Source organism: Lysinibacillus sphaericus (assembly GCF_001629735.1).
Taxonomy (GTDB): Bacteria; Bacillota; Bacilli; order Bacillales_A; family Planococcaceae; genus Lysinibacillus; species Lysinibacillus pinottii.
The window spans coordinates 721,416-734,746 of sequence record NZ_CP015224.1 but is presented as its reverse complement, the minus strand read 5'-3'; the positions used below and the strand labels follow the sequence as shown (position 1 = coordinate 734,746).

Here is a 13,331-nt window from a genome sequence, read left to right as displayed (position 1 = left end):
CTCCATCGCCAATTAATGAAGGAAGGTGGAATTTCGATTTTCTTCATTATCTTCATTCAGTTGGTGTTCGAAAGGCTAGAGCTTCCCCCTATAAATGTCTACTACTGAATAAAGATGAAAAGTCTTTATTTTGAGAGACTACTAATGAGCGTTTGGCGTTCATTCCATGTCATTGGTGGAACGGTTGATTTTCGTTCAACCATAGAAATTGCACCATCCACTGGACAAACAATAGAGCATAAATTACAACCTACACAGTCTTCTTCACGAACCTTTAGCAATGGACGTCCATTTTCAGTATAAAGATCAATACATTGATGTGATGTATCCTCGCAAGCAATATGACACTTGTTACAATTTATACAAACATCATTATTAATTTCTGCGACAATTTTATAATTTAAGTCTAAATCACCCCAGTTTGAATATCTTGAAACGGAGCGACCTACTAAATCCATGACGGAAGCTAAACCTTTATCGTCTAAATAATTGTTCAACCCATCAATCATATCCTCCACAATACTAAAGCCATGGTGCATCGCTGCTGTACAAACTTGAACGCCTGTAGCACCCATTAAAATAAATTCTGCGGCATCCTGCCAATTAGAAATTCCGCCAATGCCCGAAATCGGTACATTGACTAATGGATTGCGAGCACATTCTGCCACCATATTAAGGGCAATTGGCTTTACAGCTGGGCCACAATAGCCACCATGTGCTCCTTTACCAGCAACATGAGGAACTGTATTCCAAGTATCTAAATCTACACCTGCTAAACTATTTATCGTGTTTATCATACTTACGGCATCTGCTCCACCTCTAGTAGCCGCTTCTGCCGTAACTGTAATATCCGTAATATTTGGTGTTAATTTCACAATGACCGGTGTACGTGCTGCTTCCTTTACCCAGTATGTTTGCTTTTCCACCAGTTCAGGGACTTGACCAGAGGCAGAGCCCATCCCTCGCTCTGCCATCCCATGTGGACAACCAAAGTTAAGCTCAAGACCATCAACCCCCACATCTTCTACACGTTTTACGATTTCATGCCACTTTTCTTGCTTTGGCTCCACCATTAAAGAGGCTATAATCGCGTGATGAGGAAATTTCTTTTTTGTCTCATATATTTCTTGTAAATTCACTTCTAACGGTCGATCCGTAATCAATTCAATATTATTGAAGCCCGCTACACGTTGACCGTTATAGCTAACAGCCGCAAAACGTGAAGATACATTTAAAATGGGCTCCCCCAATGTTTTCCACACGGCACCACCCCAACCAGCTTCAAATGCGCGTTGTACTTGATAACCTGAATTCGTAGGTGGTGCGGATGCCAACCAAAATGGATTCGGCGATTGGATGCCTGCTAAGTTAATGCGTAAGTCTGCCATGTAAGTTCCCCCCTTATGCAATCTCACTTGGTTTTCTTAAACGTTCATGAATCTTGTATGCTGCATCTTTTCCTTGCTGTACAGCAGTCACCACCATCGCCTCTCCCTGTCCATTGCCAAAGACAACGTCTCCACATGCAAATACTTTGTCATTAGACGTTTGCATCGTTGTCTCATTTATATCAACAACCCCATTTGTATGCGCTAAACCGAATGCTTCAATTAATGAAACAAAACGGGTTTGCCCAATAGCTTTAATAACAGCATCCACTTCAAGGATAAAATTAGAGCCCTGCACTTCCTCTGGTCTTTGTCGACCATCAGGTCCTGGCTCCCCAAGCTTCATTTTCACGCATTCAATGCCTGTCACCCTACCAGCCTCATTACCAATAATTTTCTTTGGTGCTGTGAGCCATTTAAATTCCACACCATCCTGCTTAGCAAATTCATACTCAAATTTATAGGCAGTCATTTCCTTTTGCGTTCTTCGATAAAGTATTTGGACATTGTCTGCACCTAAACGCACCGCACTTGTAGCACCGTCAATGGCTGTATTTCCTGCACCAATAACAGCTACACGTTTTCCTACGATATCATTTGTAAGCGGTCCCATTTTTGTTTTTCTGACAAACTCAATAGCATCGTGGACACCCTCTAAATCTTCACCCTCAATGCCTAGATTTGGAACAGCCCCCATACCAACAGCTAAAATAACATGGTCATATTCTGCCAAAATTTCATCCGCAGTAATGTCGACACCAACCGTCGTATTTGTTTGAATATCCACTCCAAGCTGTTCTATTTGCTCCACTTCCCAATCTACAACATCGTTTGGTAATCGGAAAGCTACAATCCCATAACTCCCTAAGCCACCTGCCTTCGCTTCGGTCTCATAGATGGTTACTTGATAACCGAAACGGCTGAGTTCTCTGGCTGCCGATAAACCAGCAGGGCCTGCTCCAATAATGGCTACCTTCTGTCCATTACTTTGCCCCTGTTTAAATAGCTGGACATTCGTATCCATTGCCCAATCTGTTGCATACCGCTGTAACTCCCCAATTTTGATTGGCTTTGTTGAAGAGTTTAAAACACACACTCCTTCGCATAGTTCTTCTGTTGGACAAACCCTTGCACAGCTAGCACCAATAGGATTTGCTTCTAATATAGTCGTAGCAGAACCCTTCATATTACCAGATGCGATTTTTTTTATAAAATTTGGGATTTGAATACTTGTCGGACACGCTTTAATACATGGTGCGTCATAGCAATAGAGACAACGATTGGCTTCCTCAATAGCCTCATTCTTTGTCATCTTGTTTTTTAATTCCACAAAATTACGTTTTAGCTGTACGGTCATCGCATTTTCTTGAATCGGAACCATTCCACATCCCCCTCATGTGTTCATTTTTTCCGTGCACCCAATTACTAGACCGATTGTTTTGTTCTCCAGCCAAAACAATCGGTTCTAAACGGCAGGAAGCTAGATCTTCAAGGCTTCCGCAGCTACTGCTTTTAATGGACGTTTAATATATTGTCCGCTACCTAGTACACCAACAAATTCTTTATTTTTAATGACATACTCGCCACGTACTAGCACACTAATAGGCTCGCCAGTCACTTCCCATCCTTCATATGGGTTATAGTCGACGTTCATATGGTGTGTTTTAGCCGAAATTTGGCGTTTTGCCTCTGGATCAAAAATAACAATATCTGCATCAGAGCCAATGGCGATTGTTCCCTTTTGAGGGAATAAACCAAATATTTTTGCAGCACTTGTAGAAATCATATCAACAAATTCATGAATCGTAATTCTACCTTTTGCAACACCTTCAGAATATAAAATACTGAAACGATCCTCAATGAAAGGTCCACCATTTGGGATTTTTGAGAAATCATTTAGGCCTAATTGTTTTTTCCCCTTAAAGCTAAAGGAGCATTGGTCAGAGCCAATTGTCTGAAGCTGTTTCGCCTTCAGGGCATTCCATAAATGTTCTTGATGATATTTTGGACGAAGGGGTGGTGACCAAACATACTTAGCTCCTTCAAAGCCTGGCTGTGCAAGAGCTGATTGATCGAGTGTTAAATAGGGTGGACATGTTTCACCATAGACGTCATAGCCCTTTTCACGAGCGGTAATAATTTCATCCACCGCCTCTTTACATGTTACATGCACTACATATAGCTTTGCTCCAGCAATGTGTGCTAACTCGATGGCACGTTTTGTTGCCTCTCCCTCTAATTCGGCCGGACGAGTTAAAGCATGATAAATCGGCTCCTTATGACCTGCACGTCTTGCTTCCTCAACAAGCTCATCAATCACAGAGCCATTTTCACAATGGACCATCACCAACGCTCCAAGGTCTTTGGCAATTTTAAACGCCTTAAAGAGTGTTCGATCTGAGGCTTGGAATTCTTTAGCATAGGCCATAAAGACTTTGACAGAGGTAATTCCTTCTTGCTCTAAAATTTGAGGTAATTCGGCTTCGGTTTCAGGCGTTAAATCGCCAATCATTAAATGAAATCCATAATCAATAGCAGACTTTCCCTTGGCCTTGTCATGCCACTTTTCTATAGCTGCTGATAATTTTTCTTCACCAGCTGTTAGACAGAAATCTAAAATAGTAGTTGTCCCACCAAAAGCCGCCGCAATCGTACCAGACTTCCAATCATCATCTGTTACCGTATTATTAAATGGCATATCTAAATGTGTATGAGGATCAATCCCCCCTGGCAATACATATTTACCAGTTGCATCAATGGTTTCAGCGCCATCCTCACTTAAATTCCGTCCGATTTGCACAATTTTTCCATTATCAATTAAAATATCTGCCTCAAATGCATCCGCAGCAGTAGCTACTCTTCCACCTTTAATAATTTTTTTCACTGTGCCCCTCACCCTTCATCACAAAATTCGAGAATACTTCATGTTTAATGCAATGTATAAGTTTCGCCCATACTAAATTTTGTTTGTAGCGTTAGAACCGTTTCTAGTAAAATATCTGCTCCCTTTGCACAATCCTCAAAGGTTGTTTCCTCTTCCTCACAATGACTCTTCCCCTGAATACTTGGAACAAAAATCATGGCCGACGGAACCATACTTGCCATATACTGGGCATCATGCCCTGCCCCACTAAACATGCGATGAGCAGTATAACCGAAGCTCTGGCAGGCTCTTTCTATTTCATTACAAATGGCTCCATCAAAATGTACGGTTTCTCTCCCCCACAGCTTTACAGGGTGGATATTACACCCTCCTGCGGTTTCTGGTAGCGCATTAAGAATATCCTCAACCTGTTCCATCACCTCAGGATATTGATGACGTGAATCAATCGTAAATGTCACCCTATTAGGGATGACTGTGTGAATATTAGGAACCACGTTCATACGACCAAATGTAAACACTAATTGCTCATCAATCTTTCCTAGCTGCTCATGTAATTCAGTTATAATCGTTGATGCAACAATCATAGGGTCTTTCCGCATTGCCATTGGTGTCGTACCAGCATGATTCGATTGCCCTGTAATTGTAATTTCGTAGCAAACCATACCAAGCACACCTTCTACAACTCCAATTTCTCGTTGTTTGGCTTCTAACACTGGCCCTTGCTCAATATGCAATTCGATATAAGCGAGGGCTTCCTTCAGACGATTGCCTTGCTCTCCCTCATATCCACTCGCTTGTAACGCTTCATGGAAACGAACACCATTTTTATCTGTGGATTGTAGCATCTTTTCTTTGTCAAATTTTGAGGTGATAACCCCTGAGCTCATCATTGCTGGGTCAAAACGAGCCCCTTCTTCATTCGTGAAATTGACAATCATAAGCGGAATATCTACTTCAATTTCATTTTCCTTGATAGTTCGAATGGCCTCAATAGCTGTTAAGACGCCTAATACACCATCGAATTTTCCGCCCTTTTCCACCGAATCTAAATGAGAACCCATCACGATTGGTGGCATATCCTTTTTCCCAGGAAGAGTCGCATAAATATTTCCCATATCATCCACATGAATGTCCATACCTAAAGCTTCGCAACACTCACAAAAATAGTTTCTTGCTAATACATCCTCATCCGAAAGAGACAAACGTGTGACGCCACCCTTATCAGTAGCCCCAAATTGACTAAATTGTTCAATTAACTCTTGCAATCGTCTACTATTACATTTATACATATGCAAGTCCTCTCTTTCACAGTAGTTATTAAACATTTTAAAATAGATATAATTTGAGAGATATGGATAGAAAACTAAAAAAATATGTGCAACTGCACATCATATATGGTAAGTTATGTTCATAATTAAGGGGGGGAAATATGGGGACGATTCGTAAAATTGTGGAGGGAGTTCAATTCCCAATGCTCACATTAGTCGCTGGACATAGTGGTACGTATCGAAGAGTTACGGGTATTAATGTTGTTGAAAGCAATGATTTAATCATGTTTTGTAGACCCAATGAATTAGTCGTCACAACTGGTATTAATTTAGATGCAGACGAAGATTCATTAGAACAACTTGTGAAACAAGCCTACGCTAAAAAAGTAGCTGGTTTTATTATTAATACAGGTCCATTCATTCCTGATATTCCAGAAGCTGTCATCTCTTTTGCCAATCAAAATGATTTCCCTATTTTTCAAATGCCATGGAATTATAGAATAGCTGATCTATTAAAAACGACCTTTCAGTTTATTGCCAACCACCATCAGGAGCTATCCATCGAAGAAAAGGTTCTGTTCAATTTATTATTCCATTACAAACAAAACGCTAATGCAATGAAAGATCAACTAGCACAGCTAGGTTTTCCCCAAGGGAGAGAATTAGCCATCATTACTTGTACAACGGTCGGCACTCAAGCCTCCATCGATCGATATGAGGTCTTGGTGCAGTTCGCTTTTCAAAATCACTATCAACGCTTCTTAAAATTAAAACATAAAAACTACCTCATCTTTTTAATTGATAAAACACAGATCAATACACCGAATATACCCTTCTCAAAAATCGTTGAAGAAATCTATGAAAAAATCACGTTAAAAAATGGTTACTTGGATATTATTATTGGAAAAGGAAACTACCATAAAGAGCTTGAAAATGTCCGTAAAAGTTATGATGAATCATTAACGGTCATTCATTTAGCTCAGCTCCACAACAATCGTTTTTTATACAAATATAAGGAAATAGGTGCCTATAAAATTATTATGGCTGTGCAAAATCAATCACTCATGAAATCCTTCAGCCACGATATACTAGGTCAACTTTATCACTATGATGATGTGCACAACACAGATTATGTGCCATTTTTACGCATCTTTCTTGAGGAAAATGGCAGTACAAGTAGGATTAGTGAACGACAGTTTATTCATCGCAACACCGTTCTTTATAAAATAAAAAAAATTGAATGGCTATTAGATATGGACTTAAGTAATCCCTTTACAAAGACCAATCTATATATTGCCTTTTTAATTGAGGACGTATTAACACATCAATAGATTAAATATCCGACTTTTCTTTCATAAAATATTCCTTCTAAAACACTTAAGGCATACATATAAAGTACAAATGGGGTCGACTTTGCATTTTTGTTGTCCACATTAGACTCAAAACGTATGCATGCTCAGCCATTACCTGTATAGAAGGAGTGAGTGTAGTGACCAATGTAACAAGACCGAATTGGCAAGTCAAAGACGAACAATTTGTTTGGCACGCCATGAAGCCATATAACCCTAAAGCAACGTTGATTGTCCAATCTTCTAAGGGCGCATGGATTACCGATATAGAAGGAAAACGCTATTTAGATGCTATGGCGGGCTTATGGTGTGTAAATGTTGGCTATGGTCGAGAGGCAATTGCTAAAGTTGCCTATGATCAATTACTAGAAAATACGTATACACCGTTATCTGTCGGACATATCCCAGCTATTCAATTAAGTGAAAAGATTAGTGAGCTTTTAGGAGATGATTATGTCGTCTTTTTCTCGAACAGTGGCTCTGAAGCAAATGAAGCTGCCTTCAAAATTGCTCGACAATATCACCAACAAAAAGGACAGCTCAATCGAACGAAGATTATTTCCCGCTATCGTGCCTATCATGGTAGCTCGATGGGAGCCTTAGCGGCAACTGGACAAGCTCAGCGAAAATACAAATATGAGCCATTAGCACCTGGTTTTATCCATGTCACGCCACCTGACTCATATCGCGCCAATGAAGACCATATTCAAAGTAAGGATCCATGTGCATTGCCATCTGTGCAAGCGATCGACCATGTGATGACATGGGAAATGTCAGAGTCCATTGCTGCTGTCATCATGGAGCCTATCATAACGGGCGGCGGTGTGATCATGCCCCATGAGAATTACTTACAAGGGGTGCAAGCAGTTTGTGAAAAACATGGTGCATTATTAATTGTGGATGAAGTGATTTGTGGCTTTGGGCGTACGGGTAAAGCTTTTGGTTTCCAAAACTATGGTGTCCAGCCTGATATTGTGACAATGGCAAAGGGCTTAACAAGCGCTTATATGCCACTATCTGCTACTGCTGTTCGACGTGAAATTTATGAGGCTTTTGCAGGGAATGACGATTACGATTTCTTCCGCCATGTTAACACATTTGGTGGCTCGCCAGCCGCTTGTGCCGTGGCATTGAAAAACATTGAAATTATGGAAGAGGAAAATTTATTTAACTATTCGGCTACGTTAGGTGATACTCTCCTGAAAACTTTACGAGAGGAATTAAAGGAGAACCCGTTTGTTGGGGATATTCGTGGAAAAGGACTTTTGATAGGTATAGAGCTTGTACAAGACAAAAAGAGCAAAATTCCACTAGATGTCACACTTGTTAATAAAGTCATTGCGCACTGTAAAGAACATGGGCTAATTATTGGAAAAAACGGTGTAACTGTGGCAGGTTACAATAATGTTTTAACGCTTTCTCCTCCACTAATTGTCTCCTCAGAGGAGATCGACTTCCTTGTGGAAAAATTCACTCAAGCCTTACATTCTATAAAATTGTAGGAGGACAGCTCAATGGTAACAAATACGGATATTCAAGAATTAGGCCATTTTATCAATGGACAAACTGTTTTGGGAAAAAGCGGATATTTTTCTGATGTATACAATCCAAGTACGGGTTCCGTCATTGCGCGGGTTTCTCTAGCAACACAAGATGAGGTAAAAGAAGCAATCACTGCTGCCAAAAAAGCCTTCCCAGCATGGCGCGCATTATCCGTTGGAAAACGTGCAGAAATCATGCTCAGGTTTCGCCAATTATTGACAGACAATATGGATGAGCTCATCGATATAATCTGTAAGGAAAGTGGAAAAACCAAAGAAGATGCGAAAGGTGAAATTGCACGTGGTTTAGAATCGGTTGATTTAGCCATCAATGCCCCACACTTACTAAAGGGTGAGTATTCGGTTAATGTAGGTGGTCAAATCAACGCTTATTCTTCCAAAGCTCCATTAGGCGTAGTGGCTGCCATTTCACCATTTAATTTCCCTGTTATGGTCCCACTAGCCATCACAAGTATGGCTGTAGCCGTTGGAAACTGCGTCATTTTAAAACCGTCTGAACGCGTCCCCTGTTCTGCATTATATTTATCAGAGCTATGGACAAAGGCAGGTTTACCGGATGGCGTATGGACGGTCATTAACGGTGATAAAGATGCCGTCAATGAGCTCTTATCAAACCCAAAAGTTGAAGCTGTATCCTTTGTAGGGTCGACTCCAGTTGCAGAAACTATATACGCGACGGCTTCTAAATTTGGGAAACGGGTGACTGCGCTAGGCGGTGGGAAAAATAATATGGTTGTCATGCCAGATGCGGATTTAGAGCATGTCGCAAATGCCTTTTTAGGTGCAGCCTATGGTGCGGCTTCTCAGCGTTGCATGGCTATTTCTACCATTATTCCTGTAGGAGAGGATACAGCGAATAAATTAGTCACGCTCCTGGCTGAAAAAATTGCCAAATTAAAAGTGGGGCCTTATACAGATTCCGACGTTGATTTTGGTCCAGTTATTACACAGCATTCGAAGGAAACAATTATTGGTTATATTGATCGTAGCTTAGAGGAAGGCGCAACCATCGTTTGTGATGGACGACATCCGGAAATTTCCAAGCAATCACAAGGGTTTTATCTCGGTCCTACGCTCCTCGATCATGTTAAACCAGGTATGGAAATTTATGAGCAGGAGGTTTTTGGACCAGCCCGTAATATTGTCCGTGTAGGTTCATTAGATGAAGCGATTGCCTTAATAAATGCACATGAATTGGGTAATGGCGTGACAATCTTTACGAATGATGGAGCAGCTGCTCGTAAATTCACTACTGAAATTGAAGTAGGGATGGTTGGCGTGAACGTACCTATCCCCATTCCAGTAGGCTATCATAATTTTGGTGGCTGGAAACGCTCAAGATTTGGTGAGGGGCATATGTTTGGACCCGATCAAGTACGCTTCTTTACGAAAACAAAGACCATTTCAGAGAAATGGATTGCACAGGGTGGTGACACTACATCCTCCTTTGCCTTTCCAAGCAATCAAGAATAATGAAAACTTGCGTAGTCGTTGAACAGACTACGCGAGTTTTTCCCTATTTGAAAAAAACTGACGAACCAATAATGGCCACCAGTTTTTGTCATAAGCTTACTTATTATCTTTTTTCTCCACTTTTTTCACTTCTGTTGTCTTCTTCACTTCAGTGAAATCCGCTTCTTCCCCAGCCTCCATGCCATAGCTAGGATTTCTATCGATACGTGTATAAGTATCTACGTCTTCTTCGTCTTCAAATCGCTTCACCAGAATTGGTAAGGTAATTAAACCAGCGATGCCGACTAGTGCGTAAATCCATCGCGATAAAACCGCTGTTTGGCCGCCAAACAAATAAGCCACTAAATCAAATCTAAAGAATCCAATGAGTCCCCAGTTGATTGCACCAATAATGACTAACACTAATGCGATTCTATAGAGCACGCTCATGAGTACACCTCCTTTATCATTTTTACTCCACGCTAATTTTTTTAGCAGAGAGGTGTCATAAGAAGCGATAAAATGATAAAGACTAGTCATTAAAACCGCCGTTTTGACGGTCTTATTTTTTGCAATAACCACTTTTTTATACAGGCAGAAGTGGCGAGGTGTCCAATTGGACTAAGAGCATTTAACCTTATTTAGTATTGCTCGTTAAATGATGGGATTGTTCATGTTGAAGAAGCCATTTTTTACGCCAAATCCCACCACCATATCCAGTCAAAGATCCATTAGAGCCAATAATTCGATGACATGGAACAACGATACTAATAGTATTTTTACCATTGGCTCTACCAACAGCTCTCACCGCTTTTTCATTGTGAATAGCCACTGCAATATCTTTATAAGAGGCTGTTTCACCGTAGCCTATATTAGGTAATGCATGCCAAACGGCTTGTTGGAAGTCCGTTCCTTTAAAAACATAAGAAAAAGAAAATTCACGACGTTCACCGATAAAATATTCATGTATTTGCTTTAAACATTCCAGCAACACTGTAGGTGTGTCTTGTTGAGGAGCATGGATGAGCTCTTCTCGTTCTGCAAAATTAATGCCCTCAATTGCTTCTGTATTTCCTTCAATTTCAATCATGCCAATCGGTGATTGATAATCTAACTTAAACCGTTTCATATAGTGACCTCCATAAGTAAAAGGTGGCATAAGCCTGCCATCCTTGCCAATGTTGCGAATAATGGAAAATTTCCTCCATTGAAGGTTTTCGTTCCAAACCTAATTGCATTTTTAGTGCATTATGTAGACCCACATCTGCTATAGGAAATGCAGATAGCTCTTGTAAAGATTTCATTAGCACATAATCGGCTGTCCAGGCCCCAATGCCTCGAATAGCCATTAAACTTTTTTTCTTGTCCTCATAATCTTTTTTTTTGATGTAGCCTTTCTTTTGCCAATTGACCATTCGCTATAATTTTCGCAATATCAATGATGTACTCTGATTTTTTCTGCGTAAACTGGAGCATTCTCAATTCCTCCACCTGAATACACGCTATTTTTTCCGGTGTTGGAAATAACCAGTGATTCTCCTCTTCAAAGTGTACGTTTTCTCCAAAATGTTCAACAAATCGCTTTTTAAGTGTATAGGCAAACGTTAAATTAATTTGCTGTCCAATAATAGCCCACACAAGTGCCTCGAATAAGTCAGGTATTCCTAATAAACGTAATCCACTATATTTTTCTATCAAGGGCTGTAAAATGTTATTCTTGTTAGCCATCTGATAAAAACAAGCCAAGTCAGTATTTAAATCAAACCATTCTTTAAGATAGTGGACCACTCTTTCTCTTTCATTAACCGATGGCTGAATCATCGGAAATTCTACTTTCATTTTATAAGCTTGCTCACTTATTCTACATAAAATGAGCTGATCCTCTATCTTTAATACTTTTAAGAGGACACCTTCTTTTATTTGATGGAGAATTTCTTGATTGGATCGCTTTAAAAAAATCAAACACTCTGTAAAACTAAATTCCGCCGGAAGTTCGATTTCTAAATAATCAGTGTGATTTATCCAGTTCATAGTCTATCTCCTTCAAAGATTTCGATATTCTGTGGGCGAGCAATTTTTTAATCGTCGAAACACTTTATAAAAATTAGAGGGACTTTGAAATCCAGCTTCATAGCAAATTTCCAAACTTGTATAGTCTGTATGCTTTAATAGGTGAGCCGCCTTATCAATTCTTATTTTTTCAAGATAAGCTCGAGGAGTTTCCGCCTTCACTTGTTTAAATAGCCGTTCAAGATAAAATGGACTAATACCAACATGGTCTGCCATATCCTGCAAGGTTACCTTTTGCTTATACGCATTGATGATAAAAGACGTTACCTGTTGAATCAATTGTGTTTGCGGTGAACATTCAATTTCAGGCTGACATCGTTTACATGCTCGATAGCCTGCCGCCTCGACTTCTTGAATAGATTGAAAAAATTCAACATTCATCTTTTTGGGTTTTCTTGATTTACAGGAAGGACGGCAATAAATTTTAGTCGTTTTAACCGCCGTATAAAATAGCCCATCAAAAGTTTGATCACAAGCTATAATCTTCTACCACTTCTCCTCAAAGGATAAATTAATTGGATTGTCCACGAATAGCTCCCCTCATTTTCATAGATTATACATATAAAGAAGATGTATCTTGATTTTTTACTAATTGTGCAGCATGCTGTGTTAAATAGGCAATGATTTTATCTGAAAATGCATTGCCAAAACTATCCGCCATACCCCTAATTTTTTTAAAGTTTGGCCATTTGTTAAGCCTGGGATAAAGATACCACTTGCTCCACTCTCTACATAAGCGATGGCTCAAGTCATCGTTTCGTGAAATGGCTGCTCTAACTGAAATACGTATCTGTTCTAGCATTCATAAAAAAATTTCGATAACCGCGATTATCTAATATGGCCCTCATATTTGTGAATAAATGACAGTAATCAGTCAGACTTCTTAATTTTGCTTGATGTTTGAATGAATCTTTAATATTAATTCCGGTTACTCCGACATCTGCTGTCCTTCATACATTGTTAATAATGCTTTGTTCATCATGTCCATATCCCGCTTCAATATCCCCTGTTACTGGGATGTTTACTCGCTCTGCGATAGCTTGAATAATAGCTTAATGACGCTGATAATCAATCCGTTCACCATCTGCATAGCCAAGTAAATTCGCAATCCCCCCTGCTAGTAGTGCCAATCGCCTGAAAACCTGCTTTTTCTAATAGGAGTGCCGATAAACCATCCCAAGCGCTCCCTAAAAATAAAAGCTCCTGTAAGAAATGTAAATCATTAAAAATCTGTATTTTTGACATATGAAAAGCTTCCATATCGTTTACTAGGCCTCATATTATCAGGAAGTCCCCATTATTTCGTCCTCAATCTTGCTGTTATGGTCTATAATAAGGAGGTATGAATTAACTTAAAT

At 39.8% G+C, this 13,331-nt stretch carries 10 protein-coding genes and 2 pseudogenes; 3 read left to right on the top strand and 9 right to left on the bottom strand.

Translation table 11 applies throughout. The features are described 5' to 3' along the window. Positions 1–125: 125 nt before the first annotated feature. The 4 genes from preA to A2J09_RS03495 form a co-directional block, all read right to left on the bottom strand. Entirely contained in the window at positions 126–1,388 is a 1,263-nt protein-coding gene (gene preA, locus A2J09_RS03510; RefSeq protein WP_012293684.1) for an NAD-dependent dihydropyrimidine dehydrogenase subunit PreA, read from the bottom strand. Positions 1,389–1,401: 13 nt separating this feature from the next. Next, positions 1,402–2,769, bottom strand: a complete 1,368-nt coding sequence (locus A2J09_RS03505; RefSeq protein WP_051563208.1) for an NAD(P)-dependent oxidoreductase — start codon at positions 2,767–2,769, stop codon at positions 1,402–1,404. Between the two features lie 99 nt (positions 2,770–2,868). Next, positions 2,869–4,272: a dihydropyrimidinase gene (gene hydA, locus A2J09_RS03500; protein ID WP_012293683.1), complete on the bottom strand. Its 1,404-nt coding sequence runs from the start codon at positions 4,270–4,272 to the stop codon at positions 2,869–2,871. A 44-nt stretch (positions 4,273–4,316) separates the two neighbouring features. Beyond that, the gene (locus A2J09_RS03495; protein WP_036161188.1) at positions 4,317–5,561 is read right to left on the bottom strand and encodes a Zn-dependent hydrolase; all 1,245 of its coding nucleotides are present in this window, start codon (positions 5,559–5,561) and stop codon (positions 4,317–4,319) included. Positions 5,562–5,701: 140 nt separating this feature from the next. Between A2J09_RS03495 and A2J09_RS03490 the strand changes: the two genes are divergently transcribed. The 3 genes from A2J09_RS03490 to A2J09_RS03480 all read left to right on the top strand — a co-directional run bounded on the left by A2J09_RS03490 (position 5,702) and on the right by A2J09_RS03480 (position 9,924). Then, a complete protein-coding gene (locus A2J09_RS03490) occupies positions 5,702–6,871 on the top strand; it encodes a PucR family transcriptional regulator (RefSeq protein WP_012293681.1) in 1,170 nt (389 codons plus the stop codon). Positions 6,872–7,029: 158 nt separating this feature from the next. Further along, positions 7,030–8,391 (top strand): aspartate aminotransferase family protein, encoded by a 1,362-nt coding sequence (locus tag A2J09_RS03485; protein ID WP_036161186.1) that lies wholly within the window; start codon positions 7,030–7,032, stop codon positions 8,389–8,391. 12 nt (positions 8,392–8,403) lie between these two features. Beyond that, positions 8,404–9,924 carry a CoA-acylating methylmalonate-semialdehyde dehydrogenase gene (locus A2J09_RS03480; RefSeq protein ID WP_012293679.1) on the top strand — a complete coding sequence of 507 codons (1,521 nt, stop codon included), beginning with the start codon at positions 8,404–8,406 and terminating at the stop codon, positions 9,922–9,924. Between the two features lie 96 nt (positions 9,925–10,020). On the opposite strand, the gene A2J09_RS03475 is transcribed toward A2J09_RS03480, so the two are convergent. The 5 genes and pseudogenes from A2J09_RS03475 to A2J09_RS03455 form a co-directional block, all read right to left on the bottom strand. Further along, positions 10,021–10,353, bottom strand: a complete 333-nt coding sequence (locus tag A2J09_RS03475) for a DUF378 domain-containing protein (protein ID WP_031418010.1) — start codon at positions 10,351–10,353, stop codon at positions 10,021–10,023. A gap of 187 nt (positions 10,354–10,540) precedes the next feature. Further along, positions 10,541–11,032, bottom strand: coding sequence for a methylated-DNA--[protein]-cysteine S-methyltransferase (locus A2J09_RS03470; protein ID WP_036161182.1), 492 nt, complete (start codon positions 11,030–11,032; stop codon positions 10,541–10,543). Beyond that, positions 11,019–11,934 (bottom strand): annotated as a pseudogene (locus tag A2J09_RS03465) (DNA-3-methyladenine glycosylase family protein). The gene A2J09_RS03470 and the pseudogene A2J09_RS03465 overlap by 14 nt, the downstream one beginning before the upstream one ends. 12 nt (positions 11,935–11,946) lie before the next feature. Next, the gene (locus A2J09_RS03460) at positions 11,947–12,456 is read right to left on the bottom strand and encodes a bifunctional transcriptional activator/DNA repair enzyme AdaA (RefSeq protein WP_231112985.1); all 510 of its coding nucleotides are present in this window, start codon (positions 12,454–12,456) and stop codon (positions 11,947–11,949) included. Between the two features lie 70 nt (positions 12,457–12,526). Further along, a pseudogene (locus A2J09_RS03455) lies at positions 12,527–13,218 on the bottom strand (isocitrate lyase/PEP mutase family protein). Positions 13,219–13,331 lie beyond the last annotated feature (113 nt).